The organism is Streptomyces sp. NPDC007896, assembly GCF_042959425.1.
Lineage (GTDB): Bacteria > Actinomycetota > Actinomycetes > Streptomycetales > Streptomycetaceae > Streptomyces.
This window is the reverse complement of the sequence record NZ_JBIBKX010000021.1, coordinates 139,550-161,640: the sequence shown is the minus strand read 5'-3', so window position 1 is coordinate 161,640 and position 22,091 is coordinate 139,550. Positions and strand designations below refer to the sequence as shown.

Genomic DNA, 22,091 nt, shown 5'->3' with positions numbered 1-22,091 from the left:
AGCTCAGCGCGCGGCCCGACGGTCTCACTCGAAGCGAGCCGCCAGCAGTACGACGTCCTCCGCGCTGTCCGCCTCGTCCAGCCCGTCCGGCAGCACGGACCGCAGAACATGGTCGGCGAGCGCGCCGGGGTCCTCACGCAGCGTCCTGGGGACGCTGGCGGCCGCCGCGTGCAGCCGGGCGAAGGCGCGGTCCATGGGGTCGCCGGTGCGGTGCAGCAGACCATCGGTGTAGAGCAGCACGGTCTCGCCGGGCTCGGCCGTCAGTTCGACGCTGGGCGCCTCCCAGCAGGCGAGCATGCCCAGGGGCGCGGACAGGGAGGTCTCCACGAACTCGGTGCGCCGCGCGCCGATCACCAGTGGCGGGCTGTGTCCGGCACCGGCGAGCGTGACCTTGCGCAGGGCGGGCTCGCAGTACGCGAAGAGGGCGGTCGCGGAACGGGCGGGCTCGGTCAGGCGCAGCAGCAGCTCGAGGTCGGACAGGACGGCGACGGGGTCCTCGCCCTCCATCACGGCGTACGCCCGCAGGGAGGCCCTGAGCCGGCCCATGGCGGCGACCGCGCTGGGCCCGGCCCCGGTGACGGAGCCGACCGCGAGGCCGAGCGCGGCGTCGGGCAGCGGCAGCGCGTCGTACCAGTCGCCGCCGCCGCGCGGGCCCGTGCGGTGCCGGGCGGCGAGCTGGACACCCGAGACCCGGGGCAGCCGTGGCGGAAGCAGCTCCCGGGAGATCGTCTTCATGCACGCGCGTGTGCGGTCCAGTTCCAGCAGCCGTGCCAGGTGTTCGGTCGCGTAGCGGGCGTAGAGGCCGACGAGGTGGCGCTGGCGCTCCACCGGTTCGGCGGGTTCGTCGTAGAGCCATACGGCGGCGCCCAGCCGGCCCGCCGCCTTGGTGGACAGGGGCAGCGCGTAGCTCGCGGCGTAGCCGAGCCGGGCGGCCACCTCGCGGTGGCGGGGGTCGAGCCCGTCCTCGGAGAGCAGGTCGGGCTGGGAGATCTCGCCCTCGCCGCCGGGCAGCCCGTCCAGGATCCTGCCGTACGACATGGCGCTGCGCGGGACGGTCTCGATGTGGCCGAGGTCGGCGCGGGCGAGGCCCAGGCCGATGGTGGTGTCCGGGCCGAGTCCGTCGCCCGGTTCCATGACGACGAGACCGCGTCGGGCGCCCACGAGGGCGGCTCCGGCGCGCAGCAGCTCCTGCAGCGCGTCGCTCAGTGTCGCGGTGCGCACCAGGCGCTCGGTGAGTTCGTGGAGCGTGGTGAGGTCGGACACCCAGCCGGCGAGCCGATCTTGGAGAACGGCTCCGGGGCCGGTGGACGAGGTGGCCGAAGAAGAGCCCGTTGCGGAACCCGTCGCGGAACCCGTGACGGACGTCGTCGGCGCGACAGTGTGTGTGGGCGCGGGAACCGTTGAATCGATTCCGGCCACTTTCGGAACGTGAGGGGCGTTCATGGCGTCCGGCTTTCCGACCGGTGCGTATTGCTCAATAGCATCGCAAACCCCCATGTCGTTCTGCGCCGCTAGCAGTGTCTCCACATGTACACGCACTCGTGAGGGGATGTCCAGCATTGTCCTGCTGGGATTCCTGGTGTCCATGAGACCCTCGGTAACCCTTGCGGGAAAGCAAAGTTGGCTTAAAACTGACTCGGGTAACGGGTCATTGAGGTCGACTGGCCTCGTTCGACGGAGCGTCACAGCGGTCGTGATGGGTACGTACTCGGTGAAGGCCAGGGGTGGTTGGGATCCGCCCGGAACCTGGCGACGGACCCGGGCGTCTTAACCACCGACGACCGTGCCCCATCCTCCCGTGGCGGAGGCGGCAAGAAACAGCGGGACGGCAAATCGCCAGGCGCCGCCACCCCACGCCATGCCCATGCTTTAGACAGACGCAGTATGGACGCGGACGCAGCCAATGCTCGGCCCAGATGGGTTCCCCTTGCCGTGCGCAGGGGTGTGATGCGCCAGCAGGTACGCACAGTGAAGTGATCGACACATGACGTGATGTGATCCACGGTGTTGCCAGGCGTGCAACGGAAAGGAACGAGCGCTCATGCGCGAGATCCTCGGAAGGCGACGCAGGCTCCTGTCCAGGCGAAACAACGGGAGGCCTGAGATGCTCAGCGCGGCCCTGACCTTCGCGACCGATTGGCAGTGGCCCGTACTCCCGGGTGTGGCACCGGACCCGCAGGGGCGTGCCCGCTGCGGGTGCCCGGACCCGGAGTGCACGGTGCCCGGTGCCCACCCCTTCGACCCCGGCCTCCTCGCGGCCACCACCGACGAGCGCATGGTGCGCTGGTGGTGGACCAACCGGCCGTCCGCACCCATCGTGCTGGCCACCGGAGGCAGGGCCCCCTGCGCGGTGAGTCTGCCCGCCCTCGCGGCGGCCCGCGCACTCGACGCGCTCGACCGCACGGGCATGCGCCTCGGCCCGGTCGTCGCGGCGCCCACGCGCTGGGCGATCCTCGTCGCGCCCTACTCCATGGAGCAGCTCGGCGAGCTCCTCTACGCCAAGGACTTCGTGCCGGGGTCCCTGCGCTTCCACGGCGAGGGCGGCTACATCGCGCTGCCCCCGTCCGAGACCGGCCAGGGCCAGATCCGCTGGGAGCGCGCACCACTGCCCGGCTCGGCCGCGCCCTGGGTGCCCGATGTGGAGGCCGTGGTGGACGCGGTGGTGGAGGCGCTCACTCGTACGGGTGTGAGCGCGCCCGAGTTGTAGGGTGCCCGGCGCGCGGTGAGCCGCGCGCCCACCCGCGCTCGTTATGTTCCGCACTATGCAGCGTCATTCCGGGGGACACAGAGCCCCATCGTCTCTACGTGCCGGGCCGGACTCCCACAGGGTTCGCCTGGTGGCGCTGGCGGGCCTCGTGGTGTTCACGGTCGCCCTGCCACTGACCGTGGCCTCCGCAGGACCCGTCGGTGACGGGAGCTCCGAGGCCCTACGCGCGTCCCGGACGATCGACGACAAGGCAACGGCAGCCCCCGCCGCGCCCCGTTCCGCTTCCGCGACCCCTCCCGCTTCCGCGCCCGTGCCCCGGCTTCTGGGCCTCGGCCGGGCCACCGCCGCCCGCTGCGGCCCGGAACTCTCCTCCCCCGACGGCATCGAGGCGCAGACCTGTGTCATGACCCAGGGGGAGGACACCTGGGCGCGCACTTACTACCGCAACGCGACCGGTGACGAGCTGAGCTCCGCACTGAGCCTCATGGGCCCCGGTGGCCGCACCGTGGAGATGAACTGCGCGGTGGGTGCCGAGGACGACCCGGGGGTGTGCGAGACGCCCAGAGGGCGTACGGCGGGGGGTGTGGGGGCGTACACGGCGGTCGCGGAGTTCGCGAGGAGCGCCGGGAGCGGGCCGATGCTGCTGCGGTCGGGAAGCGAGGCGGAGAGCGCCTCGGGGAGCGATTCCGAGAGCACCTTGGGAAGCGGACCGGACAGCGGTCCGTAGAGCGCCTCGGGGAGCAACTCGGCCCCGTGGCAAGGCGGTTGACGCCGCAGGGAAATCCGTACATGGAAAGACCCGGTTGCTGGCGACGGGGGATGCACCAGCAACCGGGCTACTCGAACGGTAACAAGAGATCGGCGGTTCGCAAATTCGATCTCGGCTATTCGGACACGGATTTACCTGTCACCGCCGGGAGTTGTGACAGGAGTCACCTGTACCGCGAAGCACCCACCAGCTGACCGGTCGGTCAGTGTCCCCGCTGTGTGTCAGCTGAGCGTGACCTGTCGGTTCGTGAGGCCGCCCCGTGCCCGCCGCTCGTCCACGGTGAGCGGTGCGTCCGAGGCCAGGGCGGTGGCGAGGCGCTCGGCGAATTCGGCCGCCGGCTTTTCCACATCGTCGGCCGTGACGCCCGTCGGCAGGTCCCAGACCGGCACCGTGAGCCCGTGGGCACGGAAGGAACCGACCAGCCGGGTGCCCTCGCCGAGGCTCGAGCGACCGGCCGCGTGCAGCCGCGCGAGCGCGTCCAGAAGCTGCTCCTCCGGGTACGGCATCACCCAGCGCAGGTGGTTCTTGTCGGGGGTCTCGCACCAGTACGCCGCGTCCACGCCGGAGAGCTTCACGGTCGGGATCGCCGCCGCGTTGGCCCGCTCCAGGGAGGCGGTGACCTCCGGCGTCGAGTGCTCCGCGTCCGGGACCCAGAACTCGAAGCCCGAGTGCACAACTGGCTCGAACGTGCCTTCGGGGTCGAGCAGTTCCTGCAGTCGCGGGCCGTCGGCCGGGGCGCGGCGGCCCTGGATCGGGGTGCCGGGCTGCGCCGTGAGCGCGCGCTGGAGGGTGTCGGCGAGGTCGCGGCTGATGTCGCCGGACGCCGTGTCGTTCTGCAGGCCGATCAGGACCGAGCCGTCGTCGCGGCGCAGCGCGGGCCAGGCCATCGGCAGGACGGTGGCGAGCGTCACCGAGGGAACTCCCTCGGGCAGGCTCTCCTTGAGCTTCAGCTCGACCGTCGCGGCGGGCACCAGCTCGCGCAGCGCGACCCAGTCGCCCTCGCTCGGCAGGCCCTCGAAGGGGCGCTGGACCAGCTCCGTCACCGCGTGTGCGGCCGCCCGGCCGTGGCAGGCCTTGTAGCGGCGGCCGCTGCCGCAGGGGCAGGGCTCGCGAGCGCCGACTACCGGGATCTCCCCGTCCTTGAGCTGAGGCTGCTTGGCCTTGGTCTGGGGTCGCTTCTTGGCCATCGTGGGTGTCTCCCGATCACGGCTCGTCTCGTACTGGCGCGAGCCTAGCCGCTCGTACGTCGGCTGACGGGACCCTGTGGACAACGCACCGAGTCGTCCCGGAACAGAGCCTTCCGTACGGGGTTTCCTCCCCCGTCCCGTCGGGGGGTCTCCTCCCCGTCCCGTCCTGGTGTGGCGCGGTGGTCGGTCCGTCCGGCCGTCCGGTGCGTCCGGTGCGTGTGGTGGGTGTGGTGGGTGTGGTGGGTGTTCGGTCCGTACGCGGTCGTCAGTCCAAGTCGTCGAAGACGTCCGCGAAGTCCAGCCCGGGCAGCCCCGTCACGCCTGGTGACGCGACGCGCGTAGCGAAGTCGTCCCGCCGGCGCGCGGCGGCCGTGTCCGTCACGTCGTCCTGGACGACGACCCACACGGTGACCTCTCCGCGGGTGTCGTCCCGTACGCCCCAGTCCTTGGCCAGCGCCGTGATGATGTTCAGCCCACGGCCGCCGTGTGCGGTGACCGAGGGCGTGGCGGGAACCGGGCGGGTCGGACCACCGCCGTCCGTCACCTCGACGGTGAGCCTCCCGGACGCGTCGACGCGCCAAGCGGCCCGGACGTCGCCGTCCCCGGCCAAGGCGTCGCCGAGGGGCCTGCCGTGCCGGCACGCATTGCTCAAAAGTTCGGAAAGGATCAGTACGGCGTCGTCGATGACCGATTCCGTCACTCCACCGGTGCGCAGCTGGTCGCGCATCCGATGCCTTGCTCTCCCCACGCCCGCAGGGCCATGGGGAACGGCCATGCTCGACGACGTGGGCACCTCCTGTGCCACCACCAACGCCACCCCCGAGACCTCCTTTGCCCCACGCCACGGAGTGGATGCCCCTTTGGGCTGGACCGGAAACCGGCCAATCCACGTCTGCTGACGCACTCGTAACGATCGAACACGGACCGAACGCGCCGGTGCACTCCCTGTAACCGTGTGGCTGGATTTCGGCGGTGATTGACGGGGTCGGACGGCCGTTGCCGGCGCTTCGGGCGGTGGTTTCCGGACGGCGAGCCGCGAGGTCAGCGGCCGAGTTGGCGCAGCACCGCGCGCGGGCGGTTGGTGATGATGGCGTCGATGCCCAGTTCAACGCAGAGATCGACGTCCTCGGGTTCGTTCACCGTCCAGACGTGGACCTGATGACCGGCTCTTTTCAGCCGTTCGATGTATCCGGGGTGACTGCGTACGATCCGCATCGAGGGGCCCGCGATCCGGACACCGGCCGGCAGCCGTCCGTCGCGCAGCCGGGGCGAGATGAACTGCAGCAGATAGACCGTCGGCAGCGTCGGGGACGCGGACCGGACGCGGTGCAGGGAGCGCGCCGAGAAGCTCATGACGCGCACCGGAGAGGCGGCGGCGCTCGCCGGCGCGTCCAGGCCGAAGCGCTTCAGGAGGAGCAGCAGCCGGTCCTCGACCTGGCCCGCCCAGCGCGTGGGGTGCTTGGTCTCGATGGCCAGCTCCACGCGGCGGCCCGCGTCGGCGACGAGTTCGAGCAGCCGCTCCAGGGTGAGGACGGAGGTGTCCTCCGGGTCCCCGGGGCCGTACTCCCAGTCGGGGGACTCGTCGCGGTTCTTCCAGGAGCCGAAGTCCAGGGCGGCGAGCTCGGCGAGCTCCAGGGCGGAGACGGCTCCGCGGCCGTTGGACGTACGGTTGACGCGGCGGTCGTGCACGCAGACGAGATGTCCGTCCGCGGTCAGCCGTACGTCGCACTCAAGGGCGTCCGCACCGTCCTCGATCGCCTTCTTGTACGCGGCCAGGGTGTGCTCGGGAGCCTCTTCGGAGGCCCCGCGGTGGGCGACGACCTGAATCGGGTGCTGTCGTGCGTGGGTCACCGCGTCATGGTGCCACCGTCACGGCGCCGACGTGGGGGCCGAGACATCAGGAATGTTTATTTTTAGTATAAAAAGCCCGATATAAAGGATGGTCCTGGACCCACAGCCACCGCTTATGGTGCTCTGACGTCCCGTGGGAAAAGCTGACGGCGTACAAAAAGCACATGCACACCAGCACAGCTGCATCGCGCCGGACCGTCTGACAAGCGTGAGTGAGCGTGACCGAGTGCGACCGAGAACAACAGCCGTGGACCGAGGAGAAGAGCTGTGAGCACCGAGAACGAGGGCACTGCAGTACCCCCGGCCCCGTCCGCACCTCCTGTGCCGGTGGAAACTCCCGCTGCTTCCGCGCAGAGCGCTGCGCCCGAAGGGGGCGCGCCGACCGCCCAGATCCCGACGGTGCCTCCGAGCGCCCCCGGCGCACCGGAGCAGACACCGGCGTACGCGTCGTTCGGCGCCGGGGCTCCCGGGGCGCAGGGACACGACTCCGGGGCGTCCGGAGCGCCGCTCTCCGCCGCCGAGGCGGGCTGGCCGCCCCCGCCGCCCGCCGTTCCGTCGTACGCGGACGGTGGCGGCTCGGGAGCGGGCGGCTGGGGCTCCTCCTACGGGCAGCCCGCGCCGAAGCCCAAGAACGGGCGCGGCGGCCTGGTCGCGGCGATCCTGGTGGCCGCGCTGGTCGCGGGCGGCGTCGGCGGCGGCATCGGCTACTCGCTGGCCAAGAACAACGACAGCTCCACCGACTCGACGACGGTCTCCGCGCCGAGCGGCAGCGGTGACGTGAAGCGGGCCTCGGGCACGGTCGCGAACGTGGCCGCCAAGGCGCTGCCGAGCACCGTCACCATCGAGGCCGAGAGCAGCAGCGGCTCGGGCGGCACCGGCACGGGGTTCGTCTTCGACACCCAGGGTCACATCCTCACCAACAACCACGTCGTGGCGGACGCGGTCGACGGCGGCAAGCTCACCGCGACCTTCCCCAACGGCAAGAAGTACGACGCCGAGGTCGTCGGCCACGCGCAGGGCTACGACGTCGCGGTCATCAAGCTCAAGAACGCGCCATCCGACCTGAAGCCACTCACCCTGGGTGACTCCGACTCGGTGGCGGTCGGCGACTCCACGATCGCGATCGGCGCGCCCTTCGGCCTCTCGAACACGGTGACCACGGGCATCATCAGCGCCAAGAACCGCCCCGTGGCCTCCAGCGACGGCAGTGCCAGCAGCAAGGCCTCCTACATGAGCGCCCTGCAGACGGACGCCTCGATCAACCCGGGCAACTCCGGTGGACCTCTCCTGGACGCCCAGGGCGCGGTCATCGGCATCAACTCGGCGATCCAGTCCTCGAGCAGCGGCGGTCTGGGCGGCACCAGCCAGTCCGGCTCCATCGGCCTCGGCTTCGCCATCCCGATCAACCAGGCGAAGCACGTCGCCCAGCAGCTGATCAAGACGGGCAAGCCGGTCTACCCGGTGATCGGCGCCTCGGTCTCCCTCGAGGACGGCACCGGCGGCGCGAAGATCACCGAACAGGGCGCGAGCGGCTCCGCGGCGGTCACTTCCGGCGGCCCCGCCGACAAGGCGGGTCTCAAGCCCGGCGACGTCATCACCAAGCTCGACGACCAGGTGATCGACAGCGGCCCGACCCTCATCGGCGAGATCTGGACCCACCAGCCCGGCGACGTCGTCAAGCTCACCTACACGCGCGACGGAAAGACCCACACCGCCGAGGTCACCCTCGGACAGCGCGACGGCGACAGCTGACCGGTTAGTCTTGTCCCCGCGCCACCGACGTTCGCCGGTGGCGCGGGGTGGGTTGCCCGAGCGGCCTAAGGGAACGGTCTTGAAAAACGTGTGACGTGAAAGCGTCACCGTGGGTTCGGATCTCGCCTACTCTGCAGGTTATAGACGTGCTGGTCAGAAGGGGTGCCTCTCAGCGAGGGGCACCCCTTCTGTATGGGGGCTGTCTCACCTTGATCCGGCTCTGTCGCGGTGTGGATCACTGCGTGTGGACCAGGCGTGGACCAGTTTTCCGGCGGACCAGGTCCGGGAATCTGCTGGTCAGCGGACCTGCCTGATCCGAGGCATGGACCGTCCCAGGGACGCCGGGACCCGCGAGTCATCCCCCGGACGGCATCGTGGCCCGGACCTGTCTACTGTCCTGGCAACCGTGCGATGCAAGGGAACCAAGAACGCGACGACGAACAAGCCGAAGAGGGTGATGGGCAGGAGCCCGACGGGGCGCAACAGCCTTGTGGGATCGTCCTGTACCCACTGCCAGTTGCCGATCCAGTTCGCGCAGACGTCCAGCACCGTCACGCCGCCAGCTAGCCAGATGCCGCTTCTCCGGAAAAGTCCCACCAACACGGCAGTCAGCGGATCGAGGACCGCCAAGCTCATGAAGAACACCTGCAAGGGGAGCGGAAACGACGCATAAGCGTGTACCCCACGACGGGCCAAGTCGAGGAAGTGAGCGCAGGTGCCTTCAAGGAAGCCAGTGATGTACGCCGCGAGAACCCATCTCGCCCAGACCGGCTGTCCGCCCCATCGTTCCCGCAGCCAAAACCCCACCAGGTCACCTTAGATGGAGCCCCTTGCCTTGACGGAGGAGATCGGGCCCCGATAGCGCAAAGGCGCCACCCCCACCTCGGCATGGGTGAGGGTGGCGCCTGTGGTTAGACGGGCCCGTACGGTCTATTCGCCGTCGGCAGCCTCCAAGGCCCGTTCAATCTGCTGGTTCGCCCGCTGCTGGTTGCGGTGAATCGCCTTGGCGTAGAAGCGGAACAGGACCGCAATGCTGTGGCCTGCCCGGCGTGCGACCTCGGCTGGGGAGACGCCGGACTCAAGCCAGAGCGAGACGCCCGCGTGGCGTAAGGAGTACGGCACGTCAGCCAGCGGCGAGGCCGCCTCGGACTCCGTCAGCACTGCGAGCCGGGCGGCCTTCCACGCCTCTCCGTACTCCTTGGACAGGAGGTGGCCACCCTGGGCCGCACGAAACAGCCGGCCGTCCTCGGCGGTGCCGAACTCCTTGACGTGTTCGCGGACGAGGCGCACGAGAACCGGTGGAATCGGCACCGGCCGGGTCGCCTTGCGGGCCCGCTTCTTCAGTCCGCGCGTATCGAACGACTCGCCCGTGTCGGTCCATCCGGAGCCGACTCGTGGGGTGCTCATGGAGAGCAGGACTTCACCCCAGCCCTCTTCGGGAAGGGTGAAGTCGTCCTCACGGAGACTGGCCGCCTCACCAGGGCGGTTGGCCGCGTAGTAGAGGCAGCCGAAGAACGCCATCAGGTGCCGTCCGCGTTCGCCCTGCTCACCGACAGCGTCGATCAGCGCCTTCGCCAGCTTGGGGCCGGGGACGAACCGGAAGTCGATCTCATCGTCGGTCTCGGGCGGGGTCCAGTCGACCTTGTCGAGGGGCAGGGCCGTCAGTAGCTCCCGCTCCACCGCGTACCGGAGACAGTTGCTGAAGACCGTCCGCTTGCGGTTCACCGTGTTCTCGGCAGCGGCCGTGCCGTCCTGCTTCAACTTCAGTGCGTCGAGCGCCGTGCGCACCACCGAGGGTGTGTTGAGGGCGGTGATGTCCACGGACTTCCGGCCGATCCAGTCCAACGCGGCCACGATCTCGGCAGGGGGCTCTTCGACGTCGAGACGCGGCCTCAGCGTTCCGTCACCGCCGAGGACGAACCGGTAGACCCACGAGTAGAGCGCGATCCGGAGCACCTTCGAAGCCGGAGCCCCGCGGTTGTCCTTGACCAGCTTCGGCGTGATGGTGGCGAGCGTGTCAGCGATGCTCGCGCGGTGCTTGGCCGAGGCGCCCGGCCATTTCATCTCGGCGTACGCGCGGGTGTGGGCGAACCAGGTGGAGGAATTGAGTGCCTGGACCTCCGAGGCGGGCAGGCCGGATTCCGTGTCGAATTGTTCGCGGCTACGCAGGGCGGTCAGCAGTTCCGAGCGTCGGCCGTCGGCCTGAGCCTTGATCTTGTAGCTCTTGGAGAAGGGCCGAGGGCCAACGCGCCACCGGAGCTGATAGGCCGCCGCACGGTTGGGCCGCTTGCGGATGCCCCAAATCTGAACGTCGTAGGTCAGCACGCTTCCCGCACCTCGCAGGCGTCGAACCAGGCATCGAGGTCTGCCCGGCGTATGCGGATCTGGCCGTTGGGCAGCTTCAGGTGCCTGGGTGCCTGGCCCCGAGCGCGCATCCGATAGAAGGCGGCGCGGGACACCCCAATCTCATCCAGCGCTTCGACTAGCTTCAGCGTCTGCTTGTCGGCCTTGGTCGGAGTGGTCACAGCCAGGGTTCTCCTTCGGACTTCGTGCTTTGGACGTGGGCTAAGTCGTGGCGAACCTGGGCGGCGAGAAGTTCTTCGCCGGGGCGGTAGCCGCTTCTGAGGTAGGTCCATGCGGAGTCGGTGACGAGAGTGGTGTTCTCGTCGTCGACGGGGAGGCCGGCCAAGGCACGAGCGCGGTCGGCTTGTGCGGAGCGCCAGACGCGGCGTACGTCGCGGAGCGCGCCGAGGGTGGTGGAGTAGGCGCGGGACTTGCTGGAGAAGTGGCCGCGGAAGCCGAGCATGTGAGCCCACTTCCAGAGCTTGAGGTCGGCGAACTCCGAAAGGTGGCCGAGCGCCCAAGCGGTACGGATCATCTGGCGGGCGTGCTGCTGTACTGGGAGGTCGGTGAGGGATTCGGCTTGGCCGGTGCCGTCGCAGTCGTCGCACAGGTCACGGAAGCCGTCAGGGCCGCGTACGTAGCCGCGTCCGGCGCAGGGGCGGCACACGAGGGTGCGGTCCACGGTGCCCGCGCCCTCGGCATTCTTCGTGGCGTACTTGGCGACGTATCCGGCGACCTTGGCATCCGTGAGTTCGCCGTCCCCCAGGGCGGAGATCTGATCCACCTTGAAGCGGTCACCCCACCGGATGACTCGTTCGCCGACCGCGTCCGACTCGACGAGGAGCCGGGCGCGCTCGACCGCCAGGCCGACGGCAGCGTGCAGGGCGTCGAAGGTGGCCCAGGCCGGGGGCGAGGTGGTGTGGCCGTTGGGCCCGTCGAAGCGGACGACCGCGTGGAAGTGGACCAGGCCGCGTTGTTGGTATTCGGCGACCTTGGCGAAGGAGACGCGGAGGGCAGCGTTGAGTGCCTTCTGTGTCATGCCGAGGTGCTTGGCGAGAGCGCGGCGCAGGTAGGTGGTGAAGCGTGCCCACAGAGCCCCGGCGTGGGCGTTCCACAGAACGGCGCCGGTGTAGTCGTAGCTTGCCGGGTGAAGTGGCGTGCCGAGTTCGGGTGCGTCCTGGGGGTGGCTGTCGCCGCATGCGCAGGGGCGGGGCTTGCCCGCGTCGGTGGTGGGGCGGTTGTGGACGGGGCCGAAGGACGGGGCGGTGAGGGTGACGAAGGCGCGCGGGTGGTCGCGGACGGTTTCGGCGACGTTCTTGCCGCCGGACAGTCCGGCCTTGATCAGGTGGTACGTGTCGGCGGCGTAGAGGCGGGAGCAGGCGGGGCAGCGGGAGGCGCGGCGGTTGCCGCAGGTGGTGAGGAGACGGCCGGAGGGTTCGTCCTCGGAACGGTAGGAGCGGACCACTTGCTTGGTGGTCTGGTCGGTGGTGACGGTCCAGCCGTGCAGGTTGACGGGGCTGGTGCAGCCGCGAAGGTCGCGGACCTGCTCCATCACGCGGTCGAAGTCGTCGGTGTTGGCCAGTTCGACCAGGTCCCGCAGGCCGGGGCTGATGATGTGGCGCAGGTCGAGGGCGCGGCGCATGGGTGGCGGAGTGTCCTTTCTGGCACGAGGGTGGGCCTGCGGGCAGCAGCGATTCAGTGCGCTCGGGCTGCTGCCCGCAGGCATGGCAGGTCGGGCCCAGGGGCGGGCAGTGGTGGGAAGTGCCGGAGAGGCCAGCGGAAGGGTGCGGCCCTACAGAGCGGCGTGAAGCGCGGTGGCCATGGGCAGGCCGATCCCGAGTCGCGTCTTGAGCTGGGCCGCCGTGATCGGTTCGCCGTGATCGGTGTGGTGGGACGTTGCAATGGAGCGTGCTTCGGTCAGCAGCGGCTCAGGAACCTTGACCACAGGCGAAGCGGGAGCCGGGGCGACGTGCGGAGTGACCGGGGCCCGAGCCGGAACGGTGAGCGGCACCGCCGGGCGGGATGCGTCAGAAGCCGTCTCAGTCGCCGACTCGATCTCGTCCGGCAGGGAAGCCGTTACGGCGGGGCGAGCGACGGTTTGGAAGGCGCGCAAGAGCTGCGGGCCGACGGAGCCCCAGCCGAGGAGGAGCAGCGGGGCCACCGCGTCAACAGCGGCGCGGCCGTAGTGTCCGGCAACGATCGGTTCGGCGACGTTGAGGGCCAAGGTCAGCAGTCCGGAGAAGTGCATGAGACGGGTGGCGGCCGTTATCTGTTCGGCGGGCAGTCCGCGCAGGGAGAGATAGCGCAGGGCGACCAGAAGGCCGACCACTGAGAGGTCCACCATCGGAGCAATGAGCGGTGCGATCGGGCCGGGGACGCCCAGGCGCAGGGAGAGGGACCAGACGTTGCCGAAAGAGAAGACGAACGCCAGCGCGGCAATGACGATCATGACGGCGGTGATGGTGCGCTGAGTGATCTGGTCCTCTGTCATGGGTGTTCACCTCCTTTCTTTCGCTTGGCGTCGTGAATGTGCAGGGCGGTCGGTTAGGCCACTTCGGCGTCGGCCTTGATCAGGTCCAGGTCTCCCACGGGAGAGCCGAGGACGGATTCGAGGAGGACGTAGGGGTCGGCGGTGAGGTGTGCGGTTTGCTCGGCGACGCGGGCCGCATCCGCGTCCGGCACGTACGGCGTGCGGATGCGGGTGAAGCCGGGTTGGGACTGGTGGTTCATGGATGCGACGCCGACATAGGTGGGGTCCTGGAGGTTGATCGGGTTGGCGTCCGGCCATTCCCGGATCTCCTCGCCGAGCGCGGCCACTGCGGCTTCGGCGGTTTTCTGCGCGAAGCTCAGGCCCACGGGGCATACGTCGCGGATGAAGGTCGGGATTGCGTCGCCGGTGGACTTCTGGGTGGTGAGGATGACGAGCAGGCCAACGGAACGGCCCTTCTTCACCAGGTCTTCGACGAGCCGGGCGTTCTCGGCAGCCAACGCGGCGAGCTTTTTGGTCTTCGGGTCGCTCCCCTTGTGGTCGCGGAAGTAGGTGTGGGCTTCGTCGACGATCAGCACGACGAGCGGCCAGCGGTCGGACGGGCCGATGTCCCACATGGACTTCACTCCGAGCACCGTGCGCACCGACGCGGACCGTGCGCGCCGCAGCTCCACCAGCCGACGGAACAGCCTGTTGGCCTCTTCCAGGTCATCGCCTACGAAGGCGAACATGCGCTGCACCCAGTCGGCATAGTCGCCTTCGTACGCAGCCGACACCTTGCCGTCCGCGCAGGCGAACTGCACCGCCCGCGAGGGCGCCCAGTCCGAGAGGAGCCGGTTGACCAGACTGGTCTTACCGAAGCCGGGAAGGCCGGCCACGGTCACGCCGGGCACCTGTGTGAGGTTCACCGACACAGGCTGTGCGTACTCGTCCAGGCCCAGATCCCACCGGGCTGTCTCATCCGGTACTTCACCTGTGGGGTGATGCTCGGTGGGGAACTTCAGCGGATCGAGTCGCACACCTCGGACGACGACCTGCCCAGGCTTGTCCTGGGTGACTGCGACCCGTGTGCAGCGCCACGCGTCCGCGAGGTGCGGGGCCGCCCTCTGGAATTGTTCGAGCCCCACGCCGGGCAGGCAGTTTGCCCGAGCGATCACTCCGTACGCGTCGTGCTTCACCCTCAAAGCGGGTATGAGGACGCGCGGCCTAATGGGCTTGCCGTTCGTGTTCGCCAGCGATGCCAGTGCGGTCGGGGTCTTGTCCGTGGCAGACAGCTTGAGCATCGGTGCGAGACGCTTCCAGCCCCACCGCACGCGTACGGCCTGCCGGATTGACTGCCGGGTCATGGCGTCGGCGCGCACGTAGCGGACCACCCACCACACCGCCCATCCGACGAGCACGGCAAGGGCCAGGTCGACGACGAGCGGGCCGTAGCCGAGGACGCCTTCCGCCGGGGCGTTCGGATCCTTCATATGCGCTTCTCCAACGTGTTGTAGAGGAAGGCCCCAAGGGCCGATTCGAGGGCCGCCCGATCCGCCGAGGCGTCGACGCGGGGATAGCCGCAGCCGACGAGGACGGCCGCCACCGAGGTCACGAGCGATTCGGTGAACCGGGCATCCGGCCCGGCGTGAGGCAGCGGGTAGCTGAACTCAGCGCCGGACCGGAGATCGGTGTCGCTCACGCCGCCTCAGCGGCCGGGGCCACCAGGTCCAGCCGACCCGCGCGGTAGGCGATGCCGTCCGAGAGCGAGCCGTTGAAGATCCGCGCCCACGGGGTGGCGAACAGCTCCACCGGCATGACCGGGACACCCGGCCGGAGGCCGTTGGGCAGACCGGTCTCCGGAACGGTGATCTTCAGAGCTTCGGCACGGTCCTCCTCCATGAAGAAGAGGGTGATCGTGTAGAGCTTCGCGCCGGTCTCACGGTCGGTCGCGAACTGCGTCTTCTCCTGGTCCGCGTACTTCGGCACCGGCAGGGTGCCGACCATGAACGACGAGGTAGGGAGCAGGCCAACACGGATGCGTGCCATGGGAGTTGATTCCTTCCGATTGCGCTCCACCAGGGCGGCGGGGCGTGATCACCATTGAACATAGCTGACCTAGCAGTGTCAAGTGAATCGGGTGAGCTAGGTATCAGCTGACATAGGCCACCTATGTCAGTGGGGTGTGCTAGGGGTGCTAGGAATCGCTACTCTTGGGCCATGAGCCCCGCGCCAGAGAGCAAGCAGGACCGCCGGCCGCCGTATCAGCACGCTGCCGACGAGCTTCGGCGCGACATCTTGCAGGGGCGGATCAAGCCGGGCGAGCAGATGCCGTCCATTCGCGAGCTACAGGAACGCTTTGGCGTCGCCAACATGACTGCGAGGGCCGCGCTCAATGTGCTGCGCGATGACGGCTTGATCTACACGATCCATGGCCGGGGCAGCTTCGTCGCAGACCACGATGCCGGCGGCGAGTTCTCCGCGAACTACAACGCTCCAGCCTGGTACTTGGCGAACAAGGACGGGAAGCCCCACCAGGAGCAACAGGGGGAAGGAGGCCCCGACGACGCCGAAGCCTCCGGGGCCACCCTCACTGAAATGCTCACAGCGCTACGCGACGAGATCCGTGCACTCAGCGTTGATCATCAGGAGCTGCGCCGTGAGGTCGAGGAGCTGAAGGCTGCTCAGCAGTCGAAGCCGTAGTCCTGAGCTGGGCCACTTCCTCTCGCAACTCCTTGGTCTCCCTGCTGAGGCGGCCGACCATGGCCCGCATCTCCGTGATCAGCGCGGCCATCTGATCCGTGTCCCCGACGTGAATGCTGGTCAACCCCATTTCGTTGTCCGGTATGTGCTCGGTCATCGCTCCCCGCTTGCCGCCGTGCCGTCGTTCCGTACCGCGCTTGCTCGAACCGGGGGCTTGCCCATGGCATCCGCGTGTCTCTCAGGTTGATCGACCACTGCCCTATGGGCTGTTCAGAGTTTCTTTACTGGATCAAGGCGGACCGCCTACGGCGGTCCGCGCGCGCGGGCGGCCACGGGCCGCCGCCGCTCCCTGTCTCCGCCACCGCTCCGGCGGCCCCCGGCCACTCAGCGCGCAACACCACCAAGGCGGACAGCCAGAGCAGGAAGCAACCCGACCAGCCCGAGTACCAGGTCCCTGCCGAGACGCGCTGAGAGCGACCACGTCGCCCCATCGGCCGCCGTCCTGCAACCGGAGACCCGAGGCTGTGCGAGGCGCCGTGTGTGGGTCGACGACGCGCAGGTCGGAAGGAGCGCAGCCTGTGACGCATTCGGGAAGCGTGGCTGAGGGCGGTACGGGGTTGCTGGAGACACACGTGACGGGTGCTCGTTCGGCGCCCCCGCCGCTGTGGCTGACTTTCGGTGGCTGAGGCCAGAACCGTTTTGCCGTCGGCCGTACTGCAAGGGTCGTCCTCTCCAACTCGACAACAGAAAGCCAGGGTTGTAGCCGCACCCGCATCCGAGCACGCCGACCGCCCCGGTACCATCGGCACCGGGGTCCTGATCAGGGATTCCACGACCGGACCACCCGGAATGCTGTCCAGGCTGAGGGGTGGTCCGGTCTTTTGTTGTTGGCTTTCGCCGCGTGAGTGGCGCCGGATAAACCGGGGCTTCGGGATCAGCTCAGGGCCTTGCCCACCTCGTAGATCGTCGGGCGATCCTCCGGAGCGTGGCTCAGCATCGCGTCGATCAGCTCACCCAGCTCACCAGGCGCCTTGACGGGACGACGTCGACCGTTCGCCACCGCTTCTCTCTGTACGGGGCGCGGAGCGTCGTCGGCGTACTCGACTGCCCGCCAGCCTGTGGCGGAGATGAGCAGGGAGGCGCCGAGTGCGTAGATGTCTGCTTCCTGCGTGGGCTCGGCTTCCCCGGTGGCGAGCACGCTGCGCGCGATCTCCGGTGCCTCGTAGTGGACGAGGCAGCCGCGGAACGGGAAGTCGTACCCCTCGGGTACTTGTCCGCCCCGGGCAAGGGCGAGGTCGATGAGGTGCGTCCGTTCCGGCCCGATGATGAAGTGGGCGGGCTGCACGTCACCGTGTACCCACCCCTTTGCATGGAGTTCGGCCAGCGCTTCCACGCATCCCAGCGCCGCACTGGTGTGCGGTGCGACGGACGAGTCTTGCCCACGGCATGGCTCCCACAGCCTGTACAGGTCCGGCCCTTCATGCCACGGCTGGAAGTTCCATGTTCCGCGCTCCCATTCGCCGTACGCGATCTCATCGAAGCCGAGGCGATGCAGCACGGCACCCTCGCGAGCGGGCGCGAGCGCGGTCCAGGGCTGGGCAGGCCAGTCGGCGGTGGCCTCGATGGGATATCCGAGTTTCACGGCGTAGTGGCCCCGAGGGCTCTTCACCTCCCAGACCGTGGAGCCCCGACGGTTGATGACCAGGTGCTGAGCCGTGGGCATGAGCGCGTCGAGCACCACGACCGGCAGTTCAGCGGTTGAGCCGGGCAACGTCTTTCTCCTTCCGGGCGAACGCGGCCGACCACGAGTCGAGGCCGGCCACATCGCTGTTGTCGTGTGCTACGCCCGACCGTACGGTCGGCCACAGTCCGAATCGCACTGTGCGAGGTTCGCGCCGTTCACGGTCCAGAGGTCGTCGAAGACCGCGAACCCGGCCGCCTTCATCGCGTGGGCCGAGGCGGCGACCTTCTCAGGATCACGGGCCCCTCCACCCGGCATCGGGCTGTGGTGCAGGAAGCGGCCCGCGTACTGCTCGCACAGCTCGGCGTACTCCTTCGTGTGCAGGATGAGAGCGTGGAGGCCGAAGTCCACATCGTCCGACGGGACCATAGGGACGGTGGCGGTGGCCGCCGTGACCAGGAACGCGACCGCCTGGTCCGCGATCCGCTCGGCACGCTCGGACGACTGCCCGTTGTGGATGACCACGAAGTGGGCGAGGCTCTCGAACAGCTCCTCACCAGCCACCGCGCGACCGGTCTTCTGATCGTTCGCCGTTGCCGTCATGTGCAATCTCCTCGTGTGAGGTGGTGCATGGGCATTTACCTCCCGTCCTGATCGCCGAGCTCGGCTCATAGACGACCGGGAAGCGGGCTTGGATGGTCGACCCCGAACGGGTTGGGGAGCCGGGGAGTTGGCACCCGTCCGGGGGCGACCGGTCTACGGGCTGGTACCGAGGGCCATGCCGATCACCAAGCCGCACGAACCGCTGATGCAGATGATGAACAGGACCCCGGCGTACCGGCCGATGGCGCGCATCACAGCCGGACCCGACTGTTGCCGTTCTCCACGGCCAGACGTGCGCTCAGTTCCTCTCGCGCACTGAGCGCCACCACGTTGTCCGGCATGGCATCCCACTCCTTGCCGCCCCGGATCGGCCTTATCTGAACGCGGCCGCCGATCTCACCCATGACGACGCCGATACGTCCCCTGGCACTGTCCTTCGCCAGTTCACCGATGCCTGGTCTGGTCTGCTGATTGCTCGCCATGCACAGGAGCATCGCGACCCGGGGGCCGCCGCCAAAAGGTCAGGCTGATTACCCAACTTGGGTAATATCGCGGGAAGTAGAGAATCAGCGACGTTGCGTAGCCCTCGCAGTGTGGGAGCTTGCCCAATGCCCGAAGCCGACCGGCCGCAGGAGCTGCCTGCCAGGTTGCTCACCGATCCCGAGATGCTCAATGCGTGTCGGGTACGGGACTTCGCCAGAGTTTTCCGACTGGTGAAAACGAGAGCGGGCATCTACCCATCGATGATCGCCAGGCGATGCGAGCTAACGCCCAGCCGAGTCGGTGAAGTCATCGCAGGCCGACGCCAGTTGCTCCACATGGACGTTGTCGAGCGCATCGCGGACGGCTTGCGCATCCCAGGCCACATGCTTGGTCTTGCCAGGCGATCTTGGGAGACGCCTCAGGCACTCGTCGTCACCGAGCGCGAGGCACCACAAGAGCAGGAGCCAGAGAAGCAGACACCCGCTTCTCTGCCGGGACCAGACGTGGACAGCATCCTTGCGTTGGCCACCCGAACAAGCCTCAGCACAGCCACGCTGGAAGCTTTTCGGTCGTCCATCGAAGACTATTGGCGACGGGACGACCAGCACGGCGGCGAAGCTCTGAGGCCGGCCATCGTCGGCCAGCTCCGGTATGTGGTTAGGCTCCTGAAGGAGAGTCGACCGCCCTCCATCCAGAACGGCTTGTACGGAATCGCGGCCGAGTTGGCACGCCTCACGGGCTGGACCCACTTCGACGCTCGCCAGTACAACCAGGCCCGCGCGTACTTCACCGAAGCGCTGCAACTGGCCAAGGAAATCGACGATCGGCAATTCATGGCCAACGTCCTTGCCTGCATGAGCTTGCAGGCGACCTACCAGGACAAGCCCGCGGACTCTCTTGCACTCGTGACCGCCGCCCAGGACCAGGCCCGCTCAGCCCTGGGCACCACCCCACGCGTCCTGTCGATGCTGTCCATGCGCGAGGCGTTTGCCCATGCCGCCCTCGGCAACCGGGACTCCGCTCACCGGGCGATCGGGGAAGCACACCGCCATTTCGAGCAGATCGGGGTAGGCGACCCGGACCCGTCGTGGGTGAACTACTTCGATGAGCCGAAGCTCATCGTGGACACGGGCATCGCCCACGGTCGACTGGGCGAAGCAGCGACTGCCGAACCCTTGATCGCGGACGCTTTACGGCGTGAGGACCGCACCAACCAGCGCGGGCGTGCGTTTCACGCGTTCTGGCTGGCTCGTACGCAGTTGGACCAAGGCAAGCTTGATCAGGCGTGCGACACCGCCACGCAGGCTCTGGTGCCCGCGTCGGCGGTGGCGTCCGAGCGAGTGTCGGGCCATCTCAGGGAGTTCTACGACCAGTTGGCCCCGCACAGGCAAGAGCCCGTAGCCCTGGCCTTCGAGGCGCGGCTACGGGAGCTCCTGCCACCGGTCAGCGGATCGCTTCATCCATGAGCAGGTACAGCAGGCCGACGAGCGATCCACTGCTCACGATCTCGCGGCGGTCGATCATCCCCCGCACCTCGCTGAGGGGGATCCACTCGATGCGGTCGGACTCATTCTTCTCCGTGGGCGGTCCGACGTGGGTGGCGCCATCCGCGCGGAAGACATGGTGCTGCGAGTCGGTGATCCCGTTGGCCGGCTCGGCGTAGATCAGGGGCTTGATGGGACCAGGACGCCAGCCCGTCTCCTCCAGCACTTCGCGGGCCGCCGCCTCCTCTGGGGACTCGCCGTCCTCGACCAGGCCCATGGGCAACTCCCAGGCCCACGAGTCCGTGATGAAGCGGTGCCGCCACATCATCAAGACCTCTTGACGCTCGTTGACTACGGCGGCCACGGCCAGATGACGAAGCTTGACGACGTGGTACTCCCACCGGCGTCCGTCCGGCTGCTCCACATCGGTCAACCACAGGTTCACCCAAGGGTTCTCGTAGATCGGACGTTCCCCGTGGATCTTCCACTGCATGGCTACGGCCCCTCTCGATCGGTCTCCAGGATCGCAGACTGGTTGAGGGAGGACGCAGGTTCGGCCGATTTCGCGTCAGATTGACGAGATGGCGGCCAGGGCTCTCCTTGGTGGCCTCGGCTTGAAAGGGTGCCCGTCGTGGGCGTCGAAGGGCTCCACTGCGAGCAGTGGTGCCCTTCGACATCGTGCCTGGTGAGGCACCGTCGGAGGATACGAGATTCGAACTCGTGAGAGGTTGCCCCCAACCCGCCTTCCAAGTCTGTTGGTGACGGCCCCGCGCAATGCCGGACCGTCTCCACCTGGTGCCGCCATCTGATCAGTAGCTCTATCTGGATCGGTCGGTGGCGGTCATGCCAGTCACTTCGCGGCCCTGGAGGGACGCTGCCGGACGAGGGCGGTGGCTGGGGTGGTACTGCGCTGCTTACCACCCCAGCCAGGGACAGGTCGACGGCGTGATGGTGCTCGGCATCCTGCTGCGTCGATGGCCTGGTTGATCCGTCGGCATCCGCCGGTAGGGCGAACTCCACGCCATCGCAACTCCTGTGGCCTCGAAGGTACTACTTCCATTGATATAGGTATTTCCTGTGGTTAAGTGACGATGTGTCACGATTCTGTGAGATCTCGTCGCGAGTACAGGGGCCTGTGGCCTGACCAGAGCTCACCTCAGCCGCCAGGAAGCCTGGTGATGAGGTCAACGGTGACAAGGAAGGACTCGTCCATGGCAGTGGATGCCATCCCCTCCGCTCCTCCGGGCAGGCGGCGAACATGGAGATTCAGAGCGACTATCGTCATGGTGCCCGCGACCGCGCTGCTACTGACGATGACTTTGATCTCGAACCTTGCGCGCGCAGCTGAGGCCCCGGTGGGATTGGGGACCGCCACGAGTTACGCGGTCCTGGCCGGTACAACGGTCACCAATGTGGTCGTCCCCCCGGTCCCCAACACGGTCGTCAACGGCGACCTGGGACTCAGCCCTGGGAACTCGGTGACGGGTTTTCCGCCCGGAGTCGTCAACGGAGTGCAGCACGTCGCCGATGCCGCCGCCGTTCAGGCCAAGTCCGACCTGGTCATCGCCTACAACGACGCGGCCAGCAGGGCAACCAACACCGTCCTGACCTCCCCGGGTGACATCGGCGGACAGACGCTGGCTCCCGGCGTCTACAGCGCTTCGTCGTCGCTGAATCTCACCGGGACTGTCACTCTCGACGCCAAGGGTGACCCGAACGCCGTCTTCATCTTCAAGATCGGATCCACTCTGATCACGGCCCCGACGAGCAACGTCTCGCTCATCAACGGAGCGCAGGCCTGCAACGTGTTCTGGCAGGTGGGGAGTTCCGCCACCATCGACACCAATTCCTTCTTCAAGGGCAACATCCTGGCCCTGCAGTCCATTACGGTGAACACCAATGCGGCGATTGAGGGCCGGGCGCTGGCGCGTAATGGTGCGGTCACGCTGGACCACAACGTCATCACGAGGGCGGTTTGCATGACAGGCCCGGCCGGGCCTCCTGGTCCGACCGGACCCGCCGGGCCTTCTGGGCCTGCTGGTCCGACTGGATCCCCTGGCC

The 22,091-nt window shown here is 68.2% G+C and carries 21 protein-coding genes; 6 read left to right on the top strand and 15 right to left on the bottom strand.

The annotated features are described in order from the left end of the window. Positions 1-24: 24 nt before the first annotated feature. Positions 25-1,560, bottom strand: a complete 1,536-nt coding sequence (locus ACFZDJ_RS45835) for a PP2C family protein-serine/threonine phosphatase (RefSeq protein WP_385370525.1) — start codon at positions 1,558-1,560, stop codon at positions 25-27. Positions 1,561-2,041: 481 nt separating this feature from the next. Between ACFZDJ_RS45835 and ACFZDJ_RS45830 the strand changes: the two genes are divergently transcribed. Further along, entirely contained in the window at positions 2,042-2,707 is a 666-nt protein-coding gene (locus ACFZDJ_RS45830) for a bifunctional DNA primase/polymerase (protein WP_075031436.1), read from the top strand. Between the two features lie 55 nt (positions 2,708-2,762). Next, positions 2,763-3,434, top strand: a complete 672-nt coding sequence (locus ACFZDJ_RS45825; protein WP_384913617.1) for a hypothetical protein — start codon at positions 2,763-2,765, stop codon at positions 3,432-3,434. Between the two features lie 263 nt (positions 3,435-3,697). On the opposite strand, the gene ACFZDJ_RS45820 is transcribed toward ACFZDJ_RS45825, so the two are convergent. From ACFZDJ_RS45820 to ACFZDJ_RS45810, 3 genes are all read right to left on the bottom strand, one after another. Then, complete coding sequence (locus ACFZDJ_RS45820) at positions 3,698-4,663, bottom strand: DUF5926 family protein (protein WP_168493454.1); 966 nt, start codon at positions 4,661-4,663, stop codon at positions 3,698-3,700. 265 nt (positions 4,664-4,928) lie between these two features. Further along, a complete protein-coding gene (locus tag ACFZDJ_RS45815) occupies positions 4,929-5,567 on the bottom strand; it encodes an ATP-binding protein (protein WP_384913611.1) in 639 nt (212 codons plus the stop codon). Between the two features lie 137 nt (positions 5,568-5,704). Then, a complete protein-coding gene (locus ACFZDJ_RS45810; protein ID WP_390938163.1) occupies positions 5,705-6,514 on the bottom strand; it encodes a glycerophosphodiester phosphodiesterase family protein in 810 nt (269 codons plus the stop codon). A 267-nt stretch (positions 6,515-6,781) separates the two neighbouring features. Here ACFZDJ_RS45810 and ACFZDJ_RS45805 point away from each other — a divergent pair, with 267 nt between their 5' ends. Next, positions 6,782-8,266, top strand: coding sequence for a trypsin-like peptidase domain-containing protein (locus ACFZDJ_RS45805; RefSeq protein ID WP_390938161.1), 1,485 nt, complete (start codon positions 6,782-6,784; stop codon positions 8,264-8,266). A gap of 930 nt (positions 8,267-9,196) precedes the next feature. On the opposite strand, the gene ACFZDJ_RS45800 is transcribed toward ACFZDJ_RS45805, so the two are convergent. From ACFZDJ_RS45800 to ACFZDJ_RS45770, 7 genes are all read right to left on the bottom strand, one after another. Further along, positions 9,197-10,591 (bottom strand): tyrosine-type recombinase/integrase, encoded by a 1,395-nt coding sequence (locus tag ACFZDJ_RS45800; RefSeq protein WP_391068316.1) that lies wholly within the window; start codon positions 10,589-10,591, stop codon positions 9,197-9,199. Next, positions 10,585-10,791, bottom strand: coding sequence for a helix-turn-helix domain-containing protein (locus ACFZDJ_RS45795; protein WP_391068313.1), 207 nt, complete (start codon positions 10,789-10,791; stop codon positions 10,585-10,587). Before ACFZDJ_RS45795 ends, ACFZDJ_RS45800 begins: the two co-directional genes overlap by 7 nt. Then, positions 10,788-12,251 (bottom strand): replication initiator, encoded by a 1,464-nt coding sequence (locus ACFZDJ_RS45790; RefSeq protein WP_391068311.1) that lies wholly within the window; start codon positions 12,249-12,251, stop codon positions 10,788-10,790. The genes ACFZDJ_RS45795 and ACFZDJ_RS45790 overlap by 4 nt, the downstream gene beginning before the upstream one ends. 150 nt (positions 12,252-12,401) lie before the next feature. Beyond that, the gene (locus tag ACFZDJ_RS45785) at positions 12,402-13,100 is read right to left on the bottom strand and encodes a DUF2637 domain-containing protein (protein ID WP_391068308.1); all 699 of its coding nucleotides are present in this window, start codon (positions 13,098-13,100) and stop codon (positions 12,402-12,404) included. Between the two features lie 53 nt (positions 13,101-13,153). Continuing rightward, positions 13,154-14,569 (bottom strand): cell division protein FtsK, encoded by a 1,416-nt coding sequence (locus ACFZDJ_RS45780; RefSeq protein ID WP_391068305.1) that lies wholly within the window; start codon positions 14,567-14,569, stop codon positions 13,154-13,156. Then, a complete protein-coding gene (locus ACFZDJ_RS45775) occupies positions 14,566-14,778 on the bottom strand; it encodes a hypothetical protein (protein WP_391068302.1) in 213 nt (70 codons plus the stop codon). The genes ACFZDJ_RS45780 and ACFZDJ_RS45775 overlap by 4 nt, the downstream gene beginning before the upstream one ends. Next, a complete protein-coding gene (locus tag ACFZDJ_RS45770; protein WP_006381100.1) occupies positions 14,775-15,125 on the bottom strand; it encodes a hypothetical protein in 351 nt (116 codons plus the stop codon). Before ACFZDJ_RS45770 ends, ACFZDJ_RS45775 begins: the two co-directional genes overlap by 4 nt. Before the next feature lie 171 nt (positions 15,126-15,296). Between ACFZDJ_RS45770 and ACFZDJ_RS45765 the strand changes: the two genes are divergently transcribed. Continuing rightward, positions 15,297-15,779: a GntR family transcriptional regulator gene (locus ACFZDJ_RS45765; protein WP_391068298.1), complete on the top strand. Its 483-nt coding sequence runs from the start codon at positions 15,297-15,299 to the stop codon at positions 15,777-15,779. A gap of 934 nt (positions 15,780-16,713) precedes the next feature. Here ACFZDJ_RS45765 and ACFZDJ_RS45760 read toward each other — a convergent pair. The 3 genes from ACFZDJ_RS45760 to ACFZDJ_RS45750 all read right to left on the bottom strand — a co-directional run bounded on the left by ACFZDJ_RS45760 (position 16,714) and on the right by ACFZDJ_RS45750 (position 18,545). Beyond that, positions 16,714-17,502 (bottom strand): protein kinase, encoded by a 789-nt coding sequence (locus ACFZDJ_RS45760; RefSeq protein ID WP_391068350.1) that lies wholly within the window; start codon positions 17,500-17,502, stop codon positions 16,714-16,716. 117 nt (positions 17,503-17,619) lie between these two features. Then, the gene (locus ACFZDJ_RS45755) at positions 17,620-18,063 is read right to left on the bottom strand and encodes a hypothetical protein (RefSeq protein ID WP_181650770.1); all 444 of its coding nucleotides are present in this window, start codon (positions 18,061-18,063) and stop codon (positions 17,620-17,622) included. 251 nt (positions 18,064-18,314) lie between these two features. Then, the gene (locus ACFZDJ_RS45750) at positions 18,315-18,545 is read right to left on the bottom strand and encodes a hypothetical protein (RefSeq protein WP_391068295.1); all 231 of its coding nucleotides are present in this window, start codon (positions 18,543-18,545) and stop codon (positions 18,315-18,317) included. 126 nt (positions 18,546-18,671) lie between these two features. Between ACFZDJ_RS45750 and ACFZDJ_RS45745 the strand changes: the two genes are divergently transcribed. Further along, a complete protein-coding gene (locus ACFZDJ_RS45745; RefSeq protein ID WP_391068292.1) occupies positions 18,672-20,012 on the top strand; it encodes a helix-turn-helix domain-containing protein in 1,341 nt (446 codons plus the stop codon). On the opposite strand, the gene ACFZDJ_RS45740 is transcribed toward ACFZDJ_RS45745, so the two are convergent. After that, positions 19,990-20,523: an NUDIX hydrolase gene (locus tag ACFZDJ_RS45740; RefSeq protein ID WP_075031430.1), complete on the bottom strand. Its 534-nt coding sequence runs from the start codon at positions 20,521-20,523 to the stop codon at positions 19,990-19,992. The genes ACFZDJ_RS45745 and ACFZDJ_RS45740 overlap by 23 nt on opposite strands. Before the next feature lie 790 nt (positions 20,524-21,313). Between ACFZDJ_RS45740 and ACFZDJ_RS45735 the strand changes: the two genes are divergently transcribed. After that, positions 21,314-22,091, top strand: a 778-nt coding sequence (locus ACFZDJ_RS45735) for an ice-binding family protein (protein WP_391068289.1), incomplete at its 3' end; no start/stop codon positions are given.

Coding starts and splice junctions, on each gene's coding strand:
- ACFZDJ_RS45835 (WP_385370525.1), bottom strand. CDS start 1,560: ATGCTGGACATCCCCTCACGAGTGCGTGTACATGTGGAGACACTGCTA.
- ACFZDJ_RS45830 (WP_075031436.1), top strand. CDS start 2,042: ATGCGCGAGATCCTCGGAAGGCGACGCAGGCTCCTGTCCAGGCGAAAC.
- ACFZDJ_RS45825 (WP_384913617.1), top strand. CDS start 2,763: ATGCAGCGTCATTCCGGGGGACACAGAGCCCCATCGTCTCTACGTGCC.
- ACFZDJ_RS45820 (WP_168493454.1), bottom strand. CDS start 4,663: ATGGCCAAGAAGCGACCCCAGACCAAGGCCAAGCAGCCTCAGCTCAAG.
- ACFZDJ_RS45790 (WP_391068311.1), bottom strand. CDS start 12,251: ATGCGCCGCGCCCTCGACCTGCGCCACATCATCAGCCCCGGCCTGCGG.
- ACFZDJ_RS45785 (WP_391068308.1), bottom strand. CDS start 13,100: ATGACAGAGGACCAGATCACTCAGCGCACCATCACCGCCGTCATGATC.
- ACFZDJ_RS45780 (WP_391068305.1), bottom strand. CDS start 14,569: ATGAAGGATCCGAACGCCCCGGCGGAAGGCGTCCTCGGCTACGGCCCG.
- ACFZDJ_RS45770 (WP_006381100.1), bottom strand. CDS start 15,125: ATGGCACGCATCCGTGTTGGCCTGCTCCCTACCTCGTCGTTCATGGTC.
- ACFZDJ_RS45765 (WP_391068298.1), top strand. CDS start 15,297: ATGAGCCCCGCGCCAGAGAGCAAGCAGGACCGCCGGCCGCCGTATCAG.
- ACFZDJ_RS45760 (WP_391068350.1), bottom strand. CDS start 17,502: ATGCCCACGGCTCAGCACCTGGTCATCAACCGTCGGGGCTCCACGGTC.
- ACFZDJ_RS45755 (WP_181650770.1), bottom strand. CDS start 18,063: ATGACGGCAACGGCGAACGATCAGAAGACCGGTCGCGCGGTGGCTGGT.
- ACFZDJ_RS45750 (WP_391068295.1), bottom strand. CDS start 18,545: ATGGCGAGCAATCAGCAGACCAGACCAGGCATCGGTGAACTGGCGAAG.
- ACFZDJ_RS45745 (WP_391068292.1), top strand. CDS start 18,672: ATGCCCGAAGCCGACCGGCCGCAGGAGCTGCCTGCCAGGTTGCTCACC.
- ACFZDJ_RS45740 (WP_075031430.1), bottom strand. CDS start 20,523: ATGCAGTGGAAGATCCACGGGGAACGTCCGATCTACGAGAACCCTTGG.